At 36.0% G+C, this 20,779-nt stretch carries 21 protein-coding genes; 6 read left to right on the forward strand and 15 right to left on the reverse strand.

Annotated elements, in window-relative coordinates:
- Positions 1 to 102 precede the first annotated feature (102 nt).
- The 5 genes from QV06_RS08870 to QV06_RS08890 all read left to right on the forward strand — a co-directional run bounded on the left by QV06_RS08870 (position 103) and on the right by QV06_RS08890 (position 5,702).
- Positions 103 to 1,698, forward strand: coding sequence for an ABC transporter substrate-binding protein (locus QV06_RS08870; RefSeq protein ID WP_065237828.1), 1,596 nt, complete (start codon positions 103 to 105; stop codon positions 1,696 to 1,698).
- 104 nt (positions 1,699 to 1,802) lie between these two features.
- Positions 1,803 to 2,813 carry an ABC transporter permease subunit gene (locus QV06_RS08875; protein ID WP_065237829.1) on the forward strand — a complete coding sequence of 337 codons (1,011 nt, stop codon included), beginning with the start codon at positions 1,803 to 1,805 and terminating at the stop codon, positions 2,811 to 2,813.
- 13 nt (positions 2,814 to 2,826) lie between these two features.
- Complete coding sequence (gene dppC, locus QV06_RS08880) at positions 2,827 to 3,717, forward strand: dipeptide ABC transporter permease DppC (RefSeq protein ID WP_065237830.1); 891 nt, start codon at positions 2,827 to 2,829, stop codon at positions 3,715 to 3,717.
- A gap of 10 nt (positions 3,718 to 3,727) precedes the next feature.
- Positions 3,728 to 4,711, forward strand: a complete 984-nt coding sequence (gene dppD / locus QV06_RS08885) for a dipeptide ABC transporter ATP-binding protein (protein ID WP_065237831.1) — start codon at positions 3,728 to 3,730, stop codon at positions 4,709 to 4,711.
- Complete coding sequence (locus tag QV06_RS08890; RefSeq protein ID WP_065237832.1) at positions 4,704 to 5,702, forward strand: peptide ABC transporter ATP-binding protein; 999 nt, start codon at positions 4,704 to 4,706, stop codon at positions 5,700 to 5,702. The genes dppD and QV06_RS08890 overlap by 8 nt, the downstream gene beginning before the upstream one ends.
- A 113-nt stretch (positions 5,703 to 5,815) precedes the next feature.
- Here QV06_RS08890 and QV06_RS08895 read toward each other — a convergent pair whose 3' ends face one another.
- The 10 genes from QV06_RS08895 to trmJ form a co-directional block, all read right to left on the reverse strand.
- Positions 5,816 to 6,574: a hypothetical protein gene (locus tag QV06_RS08895; protein WP_065237833.1), complete on the reverse strand. Its 759-nt coding sequence runs from the start codon at positions 6,572 to 6,574 to the stop codon at positions 5,816 to 5,818.
- A gap of 632 nt (positions 6,575 to 7,206) precedes the next feature.
- Positions 7,207 to 7,401 (reverse strand): Fe-S cluster assembly protein IscX, encoded by a 195-nt coding sequence (gene iscX, locus QV06_RS08900; RefSeq protein WP_065237834.1) that lies wholly within the window; start codon positions 7,399 to 7,401, stop codon positions 7,207 to 7,209.
- A 1-nt stretch (position 7,402) separates the two neighbouring features.
- The gene (fdx, locus tag QV06_RS08905; RefSeq protein WP_065237835.1) at positions 7,403 to 7,741 is read right to left on the reverse strand and encodes an ISC system 2Fe-2S type ferredoxin; all 339 of its coding nucleotides are present in this window, start codon (positions 7,739 to 7,741) and stop codon (positions 7,403 to 7,405) included.
- Positions 7,742 to 7,759: 18 nt separating this feature from the next.
- On the reverse strand, positions 7,760 to 9,613 hold the full coding sequence (gene hscA / locus QV06_RS08910; RefSeq protein WP_065237836.1) for a Fe-S protein assembly chaperone HscA: 1,854 nt from the start codon (positions 9,611 to 9,613) through the stop codon (positions 7,760 to 7,762).
- Between the two features lie 18 nt (positions 9,614 to 9,631).
- Complete coding sequence (gene hscB / locus QV06_RS08915; protein WP_065237837.1) at positions 9,632 to 10,150, reverse strand: Fe-S protein assembly co-chaperone HscB; 519 nt, start codon at positions 10,148 to 10,150, stop codon at positions 9,632 to 9,634.
- 24 nt (positions 10,151 to 10,174) lie between these two features.
- Positions 10,175 to 10,498, reverse strand: coding sequence for an iron-sulfur cluster assembly protein IscA (iscA, locus tag QV06_RS08920; RefSeq protein ID WP_065234008.1), 324 nt, complete (start codon positions 10,496 to 10,498; stop codon positions 10,175 to 10,177).
- Positions 10,499 to 10,549: 51 nt separating this feature from the next.
- Positions 10,550 to 10,933, reverse strand: a complete 384-nt coding sequence (iscU, locus tag QV06_RS08925; RefSeq protein ID WP_065234007.1) for a Fe-S cluster assembly scaffold IscU — start codon at positions 10,931 to 10,933, stop codon at positions 10,550 to 10,552.
- 13 nt (positions 10,934 to 10,946) lie between these two features.
- Complete coding sequence (locus QV06_RS08930) at positions 10,947 to 12,161, reverse strand: IscS subfamily cysteine desulfurase (RefSeq protein WP_065237838.1); 1,215 nt, start codon at positions 12,159 to 12,161, stop codon at positions 10,947 to 10,949.
- A gap of 34 nt (positions 12,162 to 12,195) precedes the next feature.
- Positions 12,196 to 12,666 carry a Fe-S cluster assembly transcriptional regulator IscR gene (gene iscR, locus QV06_RS08935; RefSeq protein ID WP_065234005.1) on the reverse strand — a complete coding sequence of 157 codons (471 nt, stop codon included), beginning with the start codon at positions 12,664 to 12,666 and terminating at the stop codon, positions 12,196 to 12,198.
- A 99-nt stretch (positions 12,667 to 12,765) separates the two neighbouring features.
- Positions 12,766 to 13,503, reverse strand: coding sequence for a tRNA (cytosine(32)/uridine(32)-2'-O)-methyltransferase TrmJ (trmJ, locus tag QV06_RS08940; RefSeq protein WP_065237839.1), 738 nt, complete (start codon positions 13,501 to 13,503; stop codon positions 12,766 to 12,768).
- 149 nt (positions 13,504 to 13,652) lie between these two features.
- Between trmJ and suhB the strand changes: the two genes are divergently transcribed.
- Entirely contained in the window at positions 13,653 to 14,456 is an 804-nt protein-coding gene (suhB, locus tag QV06_RS08945) for an inositol-1-monophosphatase (protein ID WP_065237840.1), read from the forward strand.
- Between the two features lie 52 nt (positions 14,457 to 14,508).
- Here suhB and uxuA read toward each other — a convergent pair whose 3' ends face one another.
- The 5 genes from uxuA to QV06_RS08970 are packed head-to-tail and all read right to left on the reverse strand — an operon-like array spanning position 14,509 to position 20,707.
- Positions 14,509 to 15,693, reverse strand: coding sequence for a mannonate dehydratase (uxuA, locus tag QV06_RS08950; RefSeq protein WP_065237841.1), 1,185 nt, complete (start codon positions 15,691 to 15,693; stop codon positions 14,509 to 14,511).
- A 31-nt stretch (positions 15,694 to 15,724) separates the two neighbouring features.
- On the reverse strand, positions 15,725 to 16,486 hold the full coding sequence (locus QV06_RS08955) for an FCD domain-containing protein (RefSeq protein ID WP_065237842.1): 762 nt from the start codon (positions 16,484 to 16,486) through the stop codon (positions 15,725 to 15,727).
- Between the two features lie 14 nt (positions 16,487 to 16,500).
- Complete coding sequence (locus tag QV06_RS08960) at positions 16,501 to 18,885, reverse strand: glycoside hydrolase family 31 protein (protein ID WP_065237843.1); 2,385 nt, start codon at positions 18,883 to 18,885, stop codon at positions 16,501 to 16,503.
- An 18-nt stretch (positions 18,886 to 18,903) separates the two neighbouring features.
- Positions 18,904 to 20,205, reverse strand: a complete 1,302-nt coding sequence (locus QV06_RS08965) for a TRAP transporter large permease (RefSeq protein WP_065237844.1) — start codon at positions 20,203 to 20,205, stop codon at positions 18,904 to 18,906.
- Between the two features lie 16 nt (positions 20,206 to 20,221).
- Positions 20,222 to 20,707, reverse strand: a complete 486-nt coding sequence (locus tag QV06_RS08970; protein WP_065237845.1) for a TRAP transporter small permease — start codon at positions 20,705 to 20,707, stop codon at positions 20,222 to 20,224.
- Between the last annotated feature and the right edge of the window lie 72 nt (positions 20,708 to 20,779).

Consider the following 20,779-nt stretch of genomic DNA (forward strand, 5'->3'; position numbering starts at 1 on the left):
CACTTTTCCTCTTGACAAACCTATCTATTAATACGTAAATAAATGGGTTTTATACAACTTTTATAAAAAAATTACTGCCAAACACACAAAACTGGAGAAAATATGAAAAAACTCACTACACTCTCATTAACTGCTTTAGCATTAGCATTATCTACTTCCGCATTTGCTGCTCCAAAAACCTTAGTTTACTGTTCTGAAGCCTCTCCTTCCTCTTTCAACCCACAACTCGTTACCGACGGTTCTTCTATTGATGCAAGTGGTCAAGCAATTTATAACCGCTTAACTGCATTTGAACGTGGTAAAACAGATGTTGTACCTTCATTAGCAGAAAGCTGGGATGTTTCTGAAGATGGTAAAGTTTATACTTTCCACTTACGCAAAGGCGTGAAATTCCAATCAAATAAGTTCTTTAAACCAACTCGTGAACTTAATGCTGATGACGTTTTATTCTCATTTAATCGTCAATTAGATCCAAATAATCCATATCACAAAGTTTCTGGCGGTTCTTATGAATATTTCGTCGGGATGGATATGGGAAATATCATTGATAAAATTGGAAAAGTTGATGACTACACTGTACGTTTTACCTTAAAAGCACCTAACTCACCATTCTTAGCAAACTTAGCAATGGACTTTGCATCTATCTTCTCTAAAGAATATGCAGATAAAATGTTAGCGACTGGTAAACCAGAAACCATCGATACTAACCCAATTGGTACTGGTCCATTTGAATTAGTTTCTTATCAAAAAGACTCTTTAATCCGTTATAAAGCGTTTGAAAACTATTGGGAAGGTAAAGCAAAAATTGATCGTTTAGTATTTGCGATTACACCAGATGCTTCTGTACGTTATGCAAAATTGAAGAAAGGTGAATGTCAAGTGATGCCATATCCAAACCCAGCGGATATTGCAGAAATGAAAAAAGATCCTAACTTAACCGTACATGAAAAAGCAGGTTTAAATATTGGTTATTTAAACTTTAATGTTACTAAAGCACCATTTGATAATGTGAAAGTGCGTCAAGCCTTAAGCTACGCAGTAAACAAAAAAGCGATTATTGATGCTGTTTATCAAGGTAGTGGTCAAGTAGCGAAAAACCCTATTCCACCAACAATGTGGTCGTATAACGATGATATTAAAGATTACGAATACAACCCAGAAAAAGCAAAACAATTATTAAAAGAAGCTGGTTTTGAAAAAGGTTTCAGCACAGAACTTTGGGCAATGCCAGTATCTCGTCCATATAACCCAAATGCACGCCGTATGGCTGAAATGATCCAAGCAGATTGGAAAAAAGTTGGCGTTGATGCAAAAATTGTTAGCTACGAATGGGGTGAATACTTACAACGTATGCGTAAAGGTGAAGATCCAACCGGTATGATGGGCTGGACTGGTGATAACGGTGACCCAGATAACTTCTTTGGTACGTTATTAAGTTGTGCATCTAAAGAACAAGGATCTAACTATGCGAAATTCTGTTATGCGCCATTCGATAAATTGATCCGTGAAGCTGTTCAATCTAACGATCACGAAAAACGTGTTGAGCTTTATAAACAAGCCCAAGTTATTTTCAAAGAACAAGCGCCTTGGATCACTATCGCTCACTCAACTATGTATGAGCCAGTGCGTAAAGAGGTTAAAAACTATGTGATTAACCCATTCGGATTACACCCATTCTATGGCGTTGACTTAGAATAGTCTAAATCGCTATTATTATGCACTTTTCTGATAACTATAATAAATATTCTTGCCATAGCTTCTATGGCAAGAATCTTTTAATAATTTAGTGAGCAAACAAATTTATGTTTCGATTTATTTTTAAACGGGTAGCCATGGTTATTCCGACTTTTATTGGTATTACCCTTTTAACTTTTGCCTTAATTCATCTTATTCCTGGCGATCCAATCGAAATACGTATGGGCGAACGTGGGTTAAGCCCTGAAGTACATCAACAAATGATGCATCAATTAGGTTTAGATAAACCTTTGCCAGACCAATATTTCGATTATTTAAAAGGAATTGCCCATGGAGATTTCGGCACATCTTTTAAGAATAATGTTCCTGTATTAGATGAATTCTTATCTTTATTCCCAGCAACTATTGAATTAGCTACTTTTGCGATTCTATTTGCCATTATTATTGGTATTCCAATTGGGATTCTCGCAGCAATAAAACGAGGGTCTATTTTTGACCACTCAGTGATGGCAATCTCGCTGACCGGTTATTCAATGCCAATTTTCTGGTGGGGTTTGCTATTAATGTTATTAGTCTCTGTACAATGGAACTTAACACCAGTTTCAGGGCGTATTGATGCCGAATATTGGATTGATTCTGTCACTGGTTTTATGTTGATTGATAGCTGGCTTTCTAGCGAACCTGGTGCATTTAAATCAGCCGTAATGCACTTAATTCTTCCTTCCATTGTGTTAGGCACGATTCCTCTTGCCGTGATTTCACGTATGACACGTTCTTCTATGTTAGAAGTATTAGGGGAAGACTATATTCGTACTGCACGTGCTAAAGGGGTATCGTCTATGCGGGTGATCGTCATTCACGCATTACGTAACGCGTTGATTCCTGTGGTCACGGTAATTGGCTTAATTGTAGGCCAACTTTTATCGGGCGCCATTTTAACCGAAACTATTTTCTCATGGCCGGGAATTGGTAAATGGGTAATCGAAGCGATTCGAGCGCGAGATTATCCTGTTGTACAAAGTGCCGTTCTCATTATTGCAACGATTATTATTATTGTGAATTTATTGGTTGATCTCTTATATGGTGTGGTCAATCCTCGTATCAGATACCATAAATAATAAGGATTAAAAAATGTCGAATCCCGCTATTTCCGCGCCAGTACCACGCACGCCATTACAAGAATTTTGGTTTAACTTTAGCCGTAATAAAGGTGCTGTTGTTGGTTTAGTCTATATTGTGATTATCTTTTTGATCAGTGTATTTGCTGATGTTATTGCACCTCACGATCCAATTGCTCAAGTGCGAGATGCCTTTTTATTACCACCCGCATGGATCGATGGCGGTACTTGGAACCATATTTTAGGAACTGATGATGTAGGTCGAGATATTCTTTCTCGTTTAATTTATGGTGCTCGCCTTTCTTTATTCATTGGTTTATTAGTGGTTTCACTTTCATTTATTTTTGGGATTACTCTCGGTTTAATTGCAGGCTATTTTGGTGGTATCGTTGACGTTATCATTATGCGTATTATTGATATTATGTTGGCATTACCTAGCCTCCTATTAGCAATTGCAATCGTAGCAATTCTTGGCCCATCTCTACTCAATGCCTCATTTGCGATTGCCTTTGTTTCATTACCAAGCTATGTACGCTTAACACGTGCCTCTGTTTTAAACGAAATTAATCGTGATTATGTGACTTCGTCCAGAGTCGCTGGCGCGGGAATTCTTCGTTTAATGTTTATCACTATCTTACCAAACTGCCTTGCACCTTTAATTGTGCAAACCTCAATGGGATTCTCTAATGCGATCCTTGATATGGCAGCACTCGGCTTCTTAGGTATTGGTGCACAACCGCCAACACCAGAGTGGGGGGCTATGCTCGCTGAAGCATTACAATTTGTACAACGTGCTTGGTGGGTAGTGACTTTCCCTGGATTGGCAATTTTATTTACTGTTCTCGCCTTTAACCTAATGGGTGATGGTTTGCGAGATGCCCTTGATCCAAAATTAAAACAATAAGGAGTTATTGATGGCATTATTAACTGTAAATAATCTTTCTGTGCATTTTGGTGAGAAAGACAAACCTTTTAAAGTAGTAGATCGTGTTAGTTATCAAGTAGAACAGGGTGAAGTGTTAGGCATTGTAGGCGAATCTGGCTCAGGTAAATCTGTAAGTTCACTAGCAATTATGGGGCTAATTGATTTTCCGGGTCGAGTTTCTGCGGATGATTTACAATTTGATGGACAAGATCTATTAGCTCTTGATCAAAAACAAAAGCAAAAATTAGTTGGTGCGGATGTTGCGATGATTTTCCAAGATCCAATGACCAGCTTAAACCCTTGCTACACCGTTGGTTACCAAATTATGGAGGCATTAAAAGTACACCAAGGCGGAAGCAAAAAAGCGCGCCGTGAACGTACTATTGAGTTACTCCGAATGGTAGGCATTCCAGCGCCAGAATCACGTCTTGATGTCTATCCACACCAACTTTCTGGTGGAATGAGCCAACGCGTGATGATTGCCATGGCGATTGCGTGTAAACCTAAACTCTTGATTGCTGATGAACCAACTACCGCGTTAGACGTTACCATTCAGGCGCAAATTATCGACCTGTTACTAGAATTACAACAAAAAGAGAATATGGCGTTAATTTTAATTACGCACGATCTCGCATTAGTTGCTGAGTCTGCTCATCGCATTATCGTGATGTATGCAGGACAGGTTGTGGAAGAAGGGTTAGCGGAAGATATTTTCCGTGAACCAAAACACCCTTATACCCAAGCCTTGTTACGTTCATTACCAGAATTCGCTACTGGAAAATCTCGCTTGGAATCCTTACCAGGTGTGGTTCCGGGTAAATATGATCGTCCACAAGGATGTTTATTGAATCCAAGATGTCCGTATGCAACCGATGAATGCCGCCAAACTGAACCTGTATTACAGCAAATTGGTAACCGCCAAGTGAAATGTCATACGCCATTAAATACAGAAGGAAATCCACAACATGTCTGAAGCTATTATTACACAACAATCGCCTACAGATACTCCTTTACTCGAGGCGATTGACTTAAAGAAATATTATCCTGTTAAAAAAGGAATGTTTGCCCCTGTTCAATATGTGAAAGCTCTGGATGGCGTTTCTTTTAAATTGGAACGAGGCAAAACGTTAGCGGTGGTAGGTGAATCAGGATGTGGTAAATCCACATTAGGACGTTTACTAACAATGATTGAATCGCCAACTGAAGGTGAGCTTTATTATCAAGGAAAGAATTTCTTAGAAAAAGATAATGAAACCGTTAAATTACGCCGTCAGAAAATTCAAATTGTTTTCCAAAATCCATATGCGTCACTCAATCCGCGTAAAAAAATTGGCACAATTTTAGAAGAACCATTAAAAATTAACACCAATTTAAGCAAAGAAGAACGTAAAGCAGCCGTATTAGCCATTATGGAAAAAGTTGGCTTACGCTCAGAGTTTTATGATCGCTATCCACATATGTTCTCTGGTGGACAACGACAACGGATTGCAATCGCTCGTGGCTTAATGCTGAACCCAGATATCGTGGTTGCAGATGAACCTGTTTCTGCATTAGATGTGTCTGTACGAGCACAAGTGCTAAATTTGATGATGGAATTACAAGAAACGTTAGGACTTTCTTATATCTTTATTTCTCATGATCTGTCTGTGGTTGAGCATATTTCTGATGAAGTGATGGTGATGTATCTTGGACGTTGTGTAGAACAAGGCACGACAGAACAAATTTTTAGTAATCCTCGTCATCCTTATACGAAAGCATTATTATCAGCGACCCCAAGATTATCGCCTGAGTTGAGACGTGAACGGATTAAATTAACCGGTGAATTACCAAGTCCGTTAAATCCACCGAAAGGTTGTGCATTTAATGCTCGTTGTCAATTTGCAACTGATAAATGTCGTGAGCAACAACCTGAATTAAAAACCTATCCTGATGGAACAAAAATCGCCTGTTTTATGGTGAGCTAATCTTTAAATATGGCTCGTTAAATCAGTAACTAAAAAATAACGAGCCAACTTCTTTACATAATTAAAACATAATATTGGAATATATCTCATAAAGAGTTTAGATGTCTGATTCTCTAAAGTATTTTCTTTCTCATCTTTGGACGAAAAGATACCTCTTTATCAAATCCTTTTATCTGAATTTTAAGATCATCTGATATTTCTGGCACAACTTCTTTATCACTTCTTTGTTTGGATAAAAAATCTACTAATGATTGCCATATAAAATCAGGATCAATATAAATACCAATAGATTGCAAGTTTGGGCTATATGTTAGTTTAAAAACCTCAATACTCTTTCTATTATCAAAATCATACACATGATTTATATACTCTATTAAGACTATAGGATGATTATAAAATACTTCCCACTCTTTTACCTCAGGGAACATTAACTCCCTACGTCTGTAAAACATTTTATTAACAAAGGCATTAGCAAATTCTTTTCTATCCATAGTCAGCATTTCATAAAGATACGATTCCGTACCTACCCCAAAAAACCTAGATATAACATCTAAATTGGTACCATCTTGGAAAGTTAAAGACAGTTGATAAATTAGATTACCTAATTGCTTAGATGGAGATAATTGCAAACTATTTATATTAAGTAAATCAAAGTGAGAATATACTTTATTTTCTCTATGAAACAGATGAACTGTTTGATTACCAACTAAAAGTATAGAGTGATTTATTGCGTTTTTTCTATAAGAAATTTTATAGCTATTAGGTTCATTAGAATACTTTTTTGTTCTTCTATTATAGATAAGCTTTTCATCTATACCATATTTTGCCACTTTAAAGTCATATAAATCTTTAAATTTACTAATAATCTTCATAAACCTATCTCAATACTAAGAGTTAAATCAAAGTATATTAATAATTACTTTCTTTATATTTACTGAAAGATTTGATACATAACATTCTACCGAAATCATATTCCTCTTTATCTTTGGAATCAAATACTGTCTTTGAAGCTGCTGTTTCAATCTTTTTACGTATATTTAGCTGTACTTCATACTAAGTAAAACGATTTTGCTAAACTAATTATCGAATCATACAAACTTTTAGCCACAGAAAAATGATAACAGAATAAACCTACTTATATTCTGTCATTCTCATCTCTAATATTATTAGAAAATAACTAAACATCTTTTTCACAATCTAGTATAGAAAGATTATTCTCTAAACCGAAAGAACACACTCACAATGAAAAACCATACTATGCAAAAATTCTACTCATACCCAAAACAAAGAAGAATCTTTGCAGTTAAAATTTTTGGAATTAGAAGCAGAACATATAAAAAATTGATATTATCCGAGAAGTAAAAACACACTTCTCGTTAAAATTGTGGTTAATTTACATTCAGTTAAGGAGGTATAGTTTTTTATCATTTATATAATAAAAACTTAACCTTTAAATTGAAATCAATTTTTTGAGATCAAAATTAGAATTTTTATATTATAAACTTTATTCAAACTCATCTAACCAACAGAGAAAAATCGCTTCTAAAATACGTTCATTTGATTTTTCTGGGTCATCGTCAAATTCATCTAATTCACAAATCCAACGGTGCATATCAGTAAACCGAACAGTACGAGGATCCAGATCTGGAAAACGCTCATACAATGCTTCACCAATTTGTTGTGCATCTTGCCATTTCATCTTAGTGCTCCTCTTTCGCATGGTTAATGGTGTAACGTGGAATTTCAACCACTAAATCTTCATCGCCTACTACTGCTTGGCAACTTAAGCGGCTATCTACTTCAAGCCCCCACGCTTTATCTAACATATCATCTTCTAAATCAGAGCTATCATTAAGCGAATCAAACCCTTCTCGCACAATCACATGACAAGTTGTACAAGCACAAGACTTTTCACAAGCGTGTTCAATTTCAATCCCAGAACGCAATGCCGCATCTAAAATCGTTTCACCTGTATTGGCATCAACTACCATACCTTCTGGACAATGTTCTTGATTTGGCAGAAATACAATTTTTGGCATTTGTTATTTTCCTTCTTATTATTCAGTAAATTGATCAACAGATTGACCTGCTAAGGCTTGTTTAATTGAACTATCCATTCTTCTCGCTGCGAATTCACGTGTTGCTTGATCTAACTGTTTAATACCTTGTGCAATACGTTGGCTGTCATCTTCTTTAATTAGTGATTCTAAGGTTTGTAAGGCAACCTTTATTCCAGCAAGTTCTTGTTCATTGAGTAATGCAGCATCTTCGGCTAAAGCACTATAGACATTTTCTAGTACGCGAGCGGCTTCAACACGTTGTTCAGCGAGTTCACGTGCCTGCAAATCCGCTTTAGCATTTTCGTGTGAAGATTTGATCATTTGAGTGATCTCTTCATCGGTTAAGCCATAAGATGGTTTAACTTGGATTGATGAATGTACACCAGTTGATTTTTCCATTGCAGTCACACTTAATAATCCGTCTGCATCGACTTGATAAGTTACGCGTACATGTGCAGCTCCTGCTACCATAGGTGGAATGCCTTTGAGGCTAAAACGTGCTAATGATCGGCAATCTTGCACTAACTCACGTTCACCTTGCACGATATGTACTGACATTGCGGTTTGACCATCTTTAAATGTAGTGAACTCTTGTGCTCTTGCCACAGGGATAGTGGTGTTACGAGGAATAATTTTTTCAACTAATCCGCCCATGGTTTCAATCCCTAATGATAATGGAATGACATCCAATAATAACATCTCACTATCTGGTTTATTGCCCGCTAAAATATCCGCTTGAATTGCAGCGCCTAACGCCACAACTTTATCAGGATCAATTGAAGTTAATGGCTGTTTACCAAAAAATTCTGCAACTTGTTCACGCACAAATGGCACACGAGTAGAACCACCCACCATCACAGTTTCAATCACTTCTTCAACAGTCACCCCAGCATCTTTCAACGCACGACGGCAAGCTAGTAGGGTACGTTTCACTAATGGTTGGATTAATTGATTAAATACTGCACGTTCAACAGTGACTGCTTGTTGATTGACGGTTATTGTTACTGACTCTGCCGCAGAAAGCTGAATCTTAACTTGGGTAGCAAGATCTAATAATTGACGTTTTTCTTGGTCAGTTTTTGCAGTGAATTGCGCTTGAGTAGCTAAATAATCGGCTAATAAGTGGTCAAAATCATCACCGCCCAATGCAGTATCACCACCTGTTGCTAACACTTCAAACACCCCTTTACTGAGGCGTAAAATAGAAATGTCGAATGTACCGCCACCTAAATCGTAAACTGCAATGACACCTTCTTGTCCACTATCTAAACCATAAGCAATCGCAGCAGCAGTCGGTTCATTCAATAAACGTAATACATTTAAACCAGCTAGGCGTGCTGCGTCTTTTGTGCCTTGACGCTGTGCATCATCAAAATAAGCGGGTACGGTAATAACGCAACCAACCAATTCACCGCCTAAACGCTGTTCAGCTAAACGATTTAAACGGCGTAAAATATCCGCCGACACTTCAACTGGGCTTCGGGTACCTTGTTTGGTTACTAATAATGGCAACCCATTTTCACTCGCTTGGAAAGTATAAGGTAAATTCGGATAACGCGTTTGCACATCCGCTAAACTACGTCCCATTAAACGTTTTACAGAAATAATCGTATTATGCGGGTCTTGTTCTGCATAGGCTTTAGCTTCATTACCCACCACTAATTGATCATCACCATAATAAACAACAGAAGGAATCAAAGCTCTTTCTTGTTCATCGAGTAAAATATCTGCCTTACCGCTACGAACGGTGGCGACCAAAGAATTGGTTGTACCGAGATCAATACCTACGGCTAATCTAGCTTGGTGAGGTGCTGCACTTTGCCCTGGTTCTGCAATTTGTAATAATGCCATTACCTTATTTTCCCACAATTAAAAATCAAATAACTTTTCTTCTAAACGTTCTATTTCTTGTTGTAATTTTTGAATAAACTTCAAACGATCTATCATTTGTTTAGTGCCAACCCAGTCTTGTTGTTCAATTTTATCAGTTAAACTGGCTAAATTTTCTTGATAGCTCTCTTTTGCTTGTGCCAATAATGTTTCAAGCAAAACTTCGTCTTGCTGCTGTTCCGCTTGTTCTAATTGTTCACGTAATTCCATTTGTTGCATTAAAAATTCAAGATCATGCGTTGTATTTTCGCTTTCTACTGGCTTTTGTAATGCTAAACTTAAAATCGCTTCCGCACGTAAGATCGGATCTTTTAATATCTGATAAGCATCATTAACTTGCGTTGATTTCTGCAAGGCTAAACGTTGTTCTTGTTCTGTTGCGGTAGAAAAATTATCTGGGTGAAGTTGCTTTTGTAATTGCAAATACTGTTGTGATAATTGTGTCAGATCGAGTTGGAAACTTACTGGCAACGTAAACAATTCAAATGGATTAAACATAATAGTATAAATAATGATAAGGGATTAAACGTGGAAACTTTCTCCACAACCACATTGATCTTTTACATTCGGGTTGGTAAATTTAAACCCTTCATTTAGACCTTCTTTGACAAAATCTAACTGAGTACCATCTAAATAAACAAGGCTCTTATTATCAACAATAATTTTTACCCCGTTATCTTCAAAGACTTGATCATCTTCATTTAATACATCAACAAATTCTAGAACATATGCTAGTCCTGAACAGCCTGATGTTTTGATCCCTAAACGTAAACCAATTCCTTTTCCACGATTGGCAAGAAAATCTCTGACTCGTTGTGCCGCACTTTCGGTTAATGAAATTGCCATGTTTTACTCCTAAAATGGGAAAGGTGTTATCCATAGATAACACCTAAAAGATTATTTAACGTTTTTCGCTTTATAGTCGGCGATTGCTGCTTTGATTGCGTCTTCTGCAAGAATTGAGCAGTGAACTTTTACTGGCGGTAACTCTAATTCTGCAGCAATATCACTATTTTTAATCGCTTGTGCTTCATCTAATGATTTACCTTTTACCCATTCTGTAATTAATGAGCTAGACGCAATCGCTGAACCACAACCATAAGTTTTAAACTTCGCATCTTCAATAATACCGCTATCATTTACCTTAATTTGTAGCTGCATTACGTCACCACAAGCTGGTGCACCAACCATGCCACTCCCAACAGTCGGATCTTTTTTATCGAATGATCCGACATTACGTGGGTTTTCATAATGATCAATAACTTTTTCACTGTAAGCCATAATTCACTCCTAATTAATGTGCTGACCATTCAACGGTGCTAAAATCAACACCCTCTTTATACATATCCCATAATGGAGAAAGTTCACGCAATTTCGCTACCGCTTTCTTCACTAATTCAATCGTATAATCGATCTCTTCTTCTGTGGTATAACGTCCAATCGTAAAACGAATTGAGCTATGTGCTAATTCATCATTTAAACCTAATGCACGTAACACATAGGAAGGCTCTAAACTTGCAGAAGTACAGGCTGAACCTGATGAAACCGCAATATCACGTAATGACATCATTAATGATTCACCTTCTACATAGTTGAAACTCATATTTAAATTTGTGCCAACACGGTGTTCCATTGAACCATTTACATAGACTTCTTCAATATCTTTTAATCCGTTATATAAACGATCACGCAATGCGGTTAAACGAGGCATTTCAGTAGCCATTTCTTCTTTGCAGATACGATAGGCTTCACCCATTCCCACAATCTGATGTACTGGCAATGTACCTGAACGCATTCCTCTTTCATGACCACCACCATGGATAATTGCTTCTAAACGTACACGTGGTTTACGGCGAACATATAATGCACCGATTCCTTTTGGTCCGTAGAGTTTGTGACCTGACATTGACATTAAATCCACTTTTAAAGTCGATAAATCAATTGGTAATTTTCCCACAGATTGGGTTGCATCTACGTGGAAAATAATCTTACGTTCACGACATAATTCACCAATTGCAGCAATATCTTGGATCACACCGATTTCATTATTCACGTGCATAATAGAAACTAAAATCGTATCGTCACGCATTGCAGCTTTTAATTCTTCAAGATCAATTAAACCGTCTGATTTTGGTGAAAGATAAGTTACTTCAAAACCTTCACGTTCTAATTGGCGACACGTATCTAATACTGCTTTATGTTCTGTTTTGCAGGTAATAATATGTTTACCTTTGGTTTGATAGAAATGTGCTGCACCTTTAATCGCTAAATTATCTGACTCTGTTGCGCCAGAAGTAAATACAATTTCACGTGAATCTGCACCAATTAAATCAGCGATATGATTACGTGCAACATCTACCGCTTCTTCTGCTTGCCAGCCAAATTTATGCGAGCGTGATGCTGGGTTACCGAATGTGCCATCTACGGTTAAATATTCCATCATTTTTTTAGCAACACGTTCGTCAACTGGACAAGTTGCGGCATAGTCTAAATAAATAGGTAGTTTCATTATTCACTCCAATAATTCATTAAGAAGTTGTTTCTTAACTTTCTGTATGTTCTAGACGTTGCTGTACGCTGATTTCTGCACGATAACGCTTTTGCATTTTTTCTTGTTGAGAGCTAACCAATTCAGCGACAGTAATTTCATTGAGAAATTCTTCGATACGATCACTTAACTTTTGCCATAAAGAATGGGTTAAACATTGCACCCCATCTTGGCAGTTACCTTTACTACGGCATTTAGTCGCTTGAACATTTTCATTCACAGCAGAAATAATCATACCGATAGAAATCTCTTCGCAGCGATAACCTAATTGGTAACCACCACCAGGGCCACGTGTACTTTTCACAAGACCATGGCGACGTAATTTGGCAAAGAGTTGTTCTAAATAAGAAAGTGATATTTTTTGACGTTCAGAAATATCCGATAAAGTAACCGGGCCATCTTCTGCATTTAGTGCAATATCTAAAATAGCAGTTACTGCATAACGCCCTTTTGAAGTAAGTTTCATCGTAAATTCCCTAACCTTGTTTCAAACGGGGAAAATTCTCACATAACCTACTAAAACAGTCAAGTATTATTCTTTCTATAATACTTTTTTTAATTATCGTTAATTTCTATCTTTTGTGATTAAACGTTCTACTGCGGTGAGCATACCTTGCAAGATATTTAATTCATTACGCTGAATAGCCGTGCGTAAATAGAGGCGGCGTAATTTTTTCATCACTGCACTATTCTGAATAAAACCAAGTTCCTGATAGACTTTCTCAGTTTTTTGGAAAAAATACTCTAACTCTTCAGCGACAACGCCTTCTGCCGCGGTAACTTTCGCAGGTTCTACACCTTCCGGTAATTGCGCTTGTAGATAAGCCATTCGAATTTCATAACTGACTAGCTGTACTGCCATCGCTAAATTAAGAGATGAATATTCCGGATTGGCTGGAATATTTAAATGGTAATGACATTTTAAAAGTTCTTCATTAGTCAGGCCAATTCGTTCACGACCAAAGACTATTGCTACTTTTCCTGCATGAAGATGTGCTATCGTTTTTTCGCCACAATGACGAGGAGTAATCGCGGTTGTGCTCAAATGTCTTGCTCTTGCACTGGTCCCAATAATCAATGAACAATCAGCGACGGCTTCATCAAAGGAGGAAACAATATGTGCATTTTCCACAACATCTGCTGATCCTGCGGATAATGCGATTGATTCTTCATTGGGTAATACTTTAGGAGAAACTAAATATAACTGTGATAAGCCCATAGTTTTCATCGCTCTAGCAGCGGATCCAATATTCCCAGGGTGTGATGTTTCTACAAGAACAATTTTGATTTGGTCTAACGACATACTCTTCTGTAATAGCAAAAAATGATGGCAAATTTTAACACGTTTCCAGTTGTGATGAAATTACTCGCAATTTGAATTAACTTTCCCTATAATGCACACCGTTTTAATTCATAGCTAAAACTGTTCTTTAAAATCTGGTGGAGAAAATAATGAATCCAATGTTAAATATCGCTATTCGTGCAGTACGAAAAGCAGGCAACATCGTTGCCAAAGGCTTTGAACGCCGAGATGAAATCCAAACAAGTGAAAAATCAACAAATGATTATGTGACCAATATCGATAAAGCTTCTGAAGCGGCAATCATCGAGATTATTCGCAAATCTTATCCTGATCATACAATTATTGGTGAAGAAAGTGGTGCCTTAGAAGGTAAACAAAGTGATGTACAATGGATCATTGATCCACTAGATGGTACGACTAACTTTGTCAAAGGTTTACCCCATTTCTCTATTTCTATTGCTGTTCGTGTAAAAGGTCGCACCGAAGTAGGTGTAGTTTATGATCCTATCCGTAATGAACTCTTTACTGCAGTGCGTGGTGAAGGCGCAAAATTGAATGAATACCGTTTACGCTTAGAAGGCCGTAATGAATTAACCGGTGCGGTATTAGCAACAGGTTTCCCATTTAAAGTTAAACGCCATGTTCCAGTACATCTCAATATGATTACAACATTGATTGAAGAGTGTGCTGACTTCCGTCGTACAGGTTCTGCGGCTCTTGATCTTTGCTATGTAGCTGCTGGTCGTGTTGATGGTTATTTTGAACTTGGTGTTAAACCTTGGGATTGCGCTGCTGGTGATTTAATTGTCCGTGAAGCCGGCGGTCTAGTAACCGACTTCGTTGGTGGTCATAACTATTTAACTTCTGGTAATATCGTTGCTGGTGCGCCTCGTATTACCAAACAAATTCTCACTAAATTACAACCTTGCTTATCTAACGAATTAAAAGGTTAATTGCTCTGTATCAATAAAAAAGCTAGCGTAGAGGCTAGCTTTTTTTGTTTGATTATTTTTCAAAATAAACTTTTTTTAATCCTAACTCTAATCCCCTAAATTCAGCTAATCCACGTAAACGCCCTATCGCAGAATACCCAGGGTTTGTTTTCTTCTTGAGATCATCTAACATTTGGTGACCATGATCAGGACGCATTGGAATTAAACGTGTATCACCTTGATTTAATCGGCGATATTCTTCGGTCAATAGCGCTTTTACAACATTAAACATATCTACATCGCCTTCCAAATGTGCTGCTTCATGAAAGCTTAACGGATTATCTTCTCGGCATGTTGAACGCAAATGAGCAAAATAGATTCGATCAGCAAATTTTTCTGTCATTTGCACCAAATCATTATCTGAGCGAACACCATAAGAACCTGTACACATTGTAAACCCATTCGCTGACAAAGGCTCTGTTTCAACAAACCATTGCATATCTTCAATTGTCGAAACAATACGAGGAAGCCCTAAAATTGGACGAGGTGGATCATCTGGGTGAATTGCGAGTTTAATACCAACATCTTGTGCTACTGGAACAACTTCATGTAGAAAATACGCTAGATGAGTACGGAATTTTTCTGGAGAAATCTCTTTATAACGATCTAATTGAGCCTGAAACTCTTCCAAAGTATAACCTTCTTCTGCACCAGGCAATCCAGCAATAATATTTTTTGTTAATTGCTCAATTTGTTCTGCTGACATTTTTTCATAGTAAGATTTAGCCGCTTGACGTTCTTGCTCACTATAACTTTGCTCCGCACCTGGACGTTTCAGAATGTGTAATTCAAATGCTGCAAATGCAATTTGATCAAAACGGAGTGCTTTAGAACCATCTGGTAATTGGTATGCCAAATCAGTACGCGTCCAATCCAATACTGGCATAAAATTATAACAAACTGTATCAATTCCACATTTAGCTAAATTACGTAGTGTCTGTTTATAATTATCAATCCATTGCTGATAATTTCCTGTCTGTGTCTTAATTTCTTCATGTACAGGTACACTTTCCACCACAGACCATGTTAATCCAGCCTGCTCAATTAATGCTTTACGTTTTTCAATTTCATCAATACTCCAAATTTGACCATTTGGAATATGATGTAATGCAGTCACAATACCTGTTGCTCCTGCTTGTCTAATATCTGATAATGACACAGGGTCATTAGGGCCATACCAACGCCAAGTTTGTTCCATTTTCTACTCCTTACATTAAAAATTTTTATGTCTATTCTGTTTCTATTCCCACAATAACAGGACTAACATTAAATAAATAACCATCAAAATTAGGATCATCTACATCAGAAAGCTCAAATAATTTTTGTTTTACATTTTCTAAATGTTGCCACATTGCTTTCCTAGCCAATACGGGATCTTTCTTCTGCATAGCAGATACAATATTTTCATGATCTTTAATCCATAAATAGCGATAGTTTTGATTAGGAATATGCATATGTAATCCCTGCCACATCTTGCTATTCATTCTTAAATCCCATAAAGCTTTTTGCATCTGAATAATCACTTCATTTTGTGTAATTTCCGCAATTGTCCGATGGAAATCTTCATCTGCCACATAGTCTTCATCACCATGTTCCAAAGTTTTTCTTTCTCTAAGAAGAATATCCTTTAATTTAATAATATCCGCTCTTGTTGCTTGAATTGCAGCAAACTCAGCAATACTACTTTCTAACAACTGCCTTGCCTGTAATAATTCAAATGGACCTACATCTATTTGGTTAATTGATTCATCATTTTCAGCTACTCGAGGTAAATCAATTAGATATACCCCAGATCCTTTTCTTACTTCGACAAACCCTTCTATTTCCAACATGATCAAAGCTTCTCTAATTACTGTACGGCTAACGTTAAAAAAATCAGCTAACTCTCTTTCTGTTGGTAATTTGTCACCAATTTTGTATGTTCCTTCAAATAATTGTTTTTTTAATTCATTTCCTATTTTTTTATAAGAACGTAAATCCTCATTAATCATAATGATTTCCTAACTTATTCATCTATATCAGATAGTAAAACCGCTCTATCTAACGGTAAGCTTCTACCATTAATGAATAATTCTCTGCTTTCATTATTTGGCAACCTAAAAAATATTTTTTCATATTTAGGCATAAATGTTCCTGATCTAGATAAAACAATATTAATACGATCACTTAAACAAATAACCTTAATACGTAACATTAAATATTCTTCATTTAAATAATTATAACTTTCTCCATCATCATCGAAAATTTCAAGATCGTATTCCCCGATACCAATCGGTGGCATAACCAATAATTCCCTACAAATATCTTCCTTAGTATTTCTGACATTTTTTGGATTCATTGGAATAATTGATCCCGCCTTAATAAATAAAGGGATTCTTTCTAGCGGGGCAGAAACAGTGATTTCTTGTCCACCTTTATACCATTCATGTGTATAAAAATCGTACCACCCTATATAATTATTTGGTAAGTAAACTCTTCTCTCTCTTTGATTCGGCTCTACTACAGAAGCTACTAATAAATCTTTACCTAATAGATAATCATCTGTTTCAACAAAAGTATGAATATCATGTTCATGATCCAAAAATGTTGGACGTAATATTGGTTCATCATACTTATGCGCCATCCATAACAAATTATATAGGTAAGGCATAAAATGATAACGTAATTGAATAGTTGAGCGAATAATGTCTATTACCTCTGGATACATCCAAGGTTCATTTACAGAATGATCATCATTCCAAGAATGAATAGTAAAACGAGGATGCATTACTCCATTTTGAACCCATCTTACAAATAATTCTGGATCTGGTTTATCCCCAGAAAAGCCTCCAACATCATGCCCTATATTATATAAAGCAGAGAGGCTCATCCCTAATCCCATTTTGATATTATATTTTAAAGTATTCCAATTCGTTCTGTTATCACCACTCCATGTTTGAACATAACGATTCATTCCTGGAGAACCAGAACGAGAAATTAAATACGGTCGATTATTTGGTTTATATGATAATTGAGCTTCATAAGACGCTTTCATCATTAATAGTGGCATTAAAGATCTTAGTAATTTTATTGGTTTTTCATTACCAAAATAATTACAACGAGCTTGATCATCCCAAATTTCAAACTCGTTATTATCATTCCATGTAGAATCAATTCCATATTCTAATAATTGAGTTGTTACATTTTTCTTCCACCAATCTATAGTTTTGGGATTCGTAAAATCTAAATGCGATCCTTCATCATCCCAAAACATAGAACGTTCTGGAAAATCAGATATTGAATCTTTAATAAATAGTCCACTATTAGCAACTTCTGCATATTTAGGGTGATCTTGTAATAGACAAGGTTTAATATTGGCAGCTAACTTCATATTAGCTTGGTGAAAATAATCGCTCATACCTTGTGGGTCTGGAATCTTATCTCTATTCCAATTAAAAACATAACGTTTATTATTTATTGAGGTATATCCAGATGAAAGTTGAAAAGAATCACAAGGAATACTATGAACATCACATAAATCAACAAATTTTTTCAATTGTTCTTGTGCATCCTCTGCATCTGTATAGTGCATTGTTGAGCCACTATAGCCTAAACTCCATTTAGGCCCAAAAATTGTCCCCCCTGTCAAATTACAGTATTTCTTTGTTACTTCTAAAATTTTTGGTCCTAAAATAAGATAATAATCAAGATCTCCATCTTCTGCTTTATAAGAACGATAGGCTGCATGATAATTATCTAATTCATTACCTAAATCAAACCAACAATTTGCAAGATTATCATAATATAATCCATAGCTAACTTTTTCTGTATGAGCAATATAGAAAGGAATATGCTTGTACAATGGATCTGTTTTTTCCGCATTATATCCCATCGCATCCAAGTTTCTCATTTCAAACCGACGACCATAGCGATTTAAATTTCCAGACTTTTCGCCCAAGCCATAATAGTTTTCATCAGAATTTCTCTGCATAAAATGTGAAATTTTATTCTGTGAAATTCCAAATAAATAAGCCCCACTCTTTCTATCTTGTGCAAAAGTAATCCATTCTTTCCCATTATAGTATTGCCACTCAAGCCATAATGGCTTATGGATAATAACTTTTAATTTCTTACTAAAAATTTCTATTTTCTCATCATATTCCTGTAATTCATATGATGGCAAAGTAAATCCATCTAATGACCATTTATCTCTTCCTGTCCATTTAATATCTGCTTGATTTGGCGTAATTGCCCATGTTTCTGGAATACGAAATTGTTCATTTTGAGAAAAGGCAACTCTAAAAATATCTTCTTCTAATACAAAAATATGTAGTTTGAGATTGTATTCACATTCAATATCAATACGATTATTAATATGCTGCTGATATATCCAATTTTTTAATGTTTTCATTTATTATCTCCTTATCAATCAATAACCCAATAACATTCTTGGTAAAAATAAACTAATTTCTGGAATATAAGTCACTAAAAACAATGTAAGAACTAAAACAGCATAAAATGGTAGAAGAGGCTTAATTACTTGATTAATTTTAACGCCACCAACAGAACATCCGATGAATAGTGCACTACCGACTGGTGGTGTACATATCCCAATAGAAAGATTGAACGCCATTAATATCCCAAAATGCACGGGATCCATTCCTAACTCGGTAACAATTGGAAGAAAAATAGGGGTAAAAATTAATAGTGCAGGTGTCATATCCATGAATACACCAACAACTAAAAGAATCACATTAATAATGAGTAAAATTACAATTGGATTATCTGAAATCGATAACAATGCATCACTAATTGTATAAGGAATATCTGCATTAGCCATTGCCCAAGACATTCCCATTGAAGTTCCAATTAACAATAAAACTATTGCGGTAGTGATAACTGAGTCTAGAATAATTTGCGGTAATTCTTTTAATTTAACCTCACGATAAACAATCATTGCAAGAACAAGAGTATAAACAACAGCAAAGGCTGATGCTTCAGTTGCAGTAAAGATTCCACCAATAATTCCTCCCATAATTACAATAATAAGACCTAAACTTGGTAACGCATCTAGTGTTTTCTTTAATGCTTCACTATAAGTAGGTTTTGGAGATACAGGATAATGGCGCTTTTTCGCAATAAATCCAATAATGAGCATAATTGATAGCCCCATCAATATTCCAGGTATATACCCTGCTAAAAATAATGCTCCTATTGATGTCCCACCAGAAATTAGAGAATAAACAATAAATGTATTACTAGGTGGAATAAGTAATCCTGTAGGGCAAGAAGAAATATTTACTGCGGCTGAAAAGGCTGGATCATATCCTTCCTTTTTTTGTAATGGTGACATAATACCGCCCATTGCAGCACCAGATGCTACAGCGGAACCAGATATAGAACCAAACATCATATTAGCTAACACATTAACATGAGCCAAAGAGCCTGGTAATCTTCCACCAATAACCTTAGCAAATTCGATTAGCCTTAATGCAATCCCTCCTCTATTCATAATATTGCCTGCCAAAATGAAGAATGGAATTGCTAATAAAGAAAAACTATCTAATCCTGATGCCATTTTCTGAGCAATAACGGCAATTGCTGAATCTAGTGGCAATGAAAGCATAATAGTCAATAATGACGCTATACCAATGGCAAATGAAATAGGTACCCCAATAAACAACAGAAAAAAGAAGCTACCACTAAGAACAAGAACTGTTGACCATTCCATAATAAAATTTCCTTATTTAATGAGAAAGTTGCTTAGCATTTTCGAAAATGTCACGAACTAAATAAATCAGCATAAATAATCCACTAATAGGAATAGCCAAATACACAACCCCCATTTGGATACCTATTACAGGAGATATTTGCCCATGTGCAATTGTGTCCTGAACTAATCTCATCCCGCCATAACACATAATAGAAAGAGTAAAAAATAACCCAATAATATTGATGCATAAATTTAGTAAGTTTTGTTTACTAGGAGATGTTTCTAATTTTGTAGCCAATAAATCTATAGCTAGATGTTTTTTCTGTCCTAAAGCATATGCAGCACCAATTAATCCGACCCAAATAAATAAAAATCTAGCTAACTCATCTGTATAAGTACTCGGTGTATTTAATACATATCTAGAACATACTTGCCATACAACACATAGCACTAAAATAGAACAGAGTACAACACACATACTTGAAAGAATCTTATTTATGATCTTAATAAATCCACTCATTTTTCTTCTCCCTTTTGTTTTAAATTGGTATTCCAATTTTGATTAAAATAAACCAAATATCAATAAAATTAT

This window comes from Gallibacterium genomosp. 3, from assembly GCF_001678475.1.
Lineage (GTDB): Bacteria > Pseudomonadota > Gammaproteobacteria > Enterobacterales > Pasteurellaceae > Gallibacterium > Gallibacterium faecale.

Excerpts from the sequence above, each read along its gene's own strand:
- QV06_RS08870 (WP_065237828.1), top strand. The coding sequence starts at position 103 with ATGAAAAAACTCACTACACTCTCATTAACTGCTTTAGCATTAGCATTA.
- QV06_RS08875 (WP_065237829.1), top strand. The coding sequence starts at position 1,803 with ATGTTTCGATTTATTTTTAAACGGGTAGCCATGGTTATTCCGACTTTT.
- dppC (WP_065237830.1), top strand. The coding sequence starts at position 2,827 with ATGTCGAATCCCGCTATTTCCGCGCCAGTACCACGCACGCCATTACAA.
- dppD (WP_065237831.1), top strand. The coding sequence starts at position 3,728 with ATGGCATTATTAACTGTAAATAATCTTTCTGTGCATTTTGGTGAGAAA.
- QV06_RS08890 (WP_065237832.1), top strand. The coding sequence starts at position 4,704 with ATGTCTGAAGCTATTATTACACAACAATCGCCTACAGATACTCCTTTA.
- QV06_RS08895 (WP_065237833.1), bottom strand. The coding sequence starts at position 6,574 with ATGAAGATTATTAGTAAATTTAAAGATTTATATGACTTTAAAGTGGCA.
- iscX (WP_065237834.1), bottom strand. The coding sequence starts at position 7,401 with ATGAAATGGCAAGATGCACAACAAATTGGTGAAGCATTGTATGAGCGT.
- fdx (WP_065237835.1), bottom strand. The coding sequence starts at position 7,741 with ATGCCAAAAATTGTATTTCTGCCAAATCAAGAACATTGTCCAGAAGGT.
- hscA (WP_065237836.1), bottom strand. The coding sequence starts at position 9,613 with ATGGCATTATTACAAATTGCAGAACCAGGGCAAAGTGCAGCACCTCAC.
- hscB (WP_065237837.1), bottom strand. The coding sequence starts at position 10,150 with ATGTTTAATCCATTTGAATTGTTTACGTTGCCAGTAAGTTTCCAACTC.
- iscA (WP_065234008.1), bottom strand. The coding sequence starts at position 10,498 with ATGGCAATTTCATTAACCGAAAGTGCGGCACAACGAGTCAGAGATTTT.
- iscU (WP_065234007.1), bottom strand. The coding sequence starts at position 10,933 with ATGGCTTACAGTGAAAAAGTTATTGATCATTATGAAAACCCACGTAAT.
- QV06_RS08930 (WP_065237838.1), bottom strand. The coding sequence starts at position 12,161 with ATGAAACTACCTATTTATTTAGACTATGCCGCAACTTGTCCAGTTGAC.
- iscR (WP_065234005.1), bottom strand. The coding sequence starts at position 12,666 with ATGAAACTTACTTCAAAAGGGCGTTATGCAGTAACTGCTATTTTAGAT.
- trmJ (WP_065237839.1), bottom strand. The coding sequence starts at position 13,503 with ATGTCGTTAGACCAAATCAAAATTGTTCTTGTAGAAACATCACACCCT.
- suhB (WP_065237840.1), top strand. The coding sequence starts at position 13,653 with ATGAATCCAATGTTAAATATCGCTATTCGTGCAGTACGAAAAGCAGGC.
- uxuA (WP_065237841.1), bottom strand. The coding sequence starts at position 15,693 with ATGGAACAAACTTGGCGTTGGTATGGCCCTAATGACCCTGTGTCATTA.
- QV06_RS08955 (WP_065237842.1), bottom strand. The coding sequence starts at position 16,486 with ATGATTAATGAGGATTTACGTTCTTATAAAAAAATAGGAAATGAATTA.
- QV06_RS08960 (WP_065237843.1), bottom strand. The coding sequence starts at position 18,885 with ATGAAAACATTAAAAAATTGGATATATCAGCAGCATATTAATAATCGT.
- QV06_RS08965 (WP_065237844.1), bottom strand. The coding sequence starts at position 20,205 with ATGGAATGGTCAACAGTTCTTGTTCTTAGTGGTAGCTTCTTTTTTCTG.
- QV06_RS08970 (WP_065237845.1), bottom strand. The coding sequence starts at position 20,707 with ATGAGTGGATTTATTAAGATCATAAATAAGATTCTTTCAAGTATGTGT.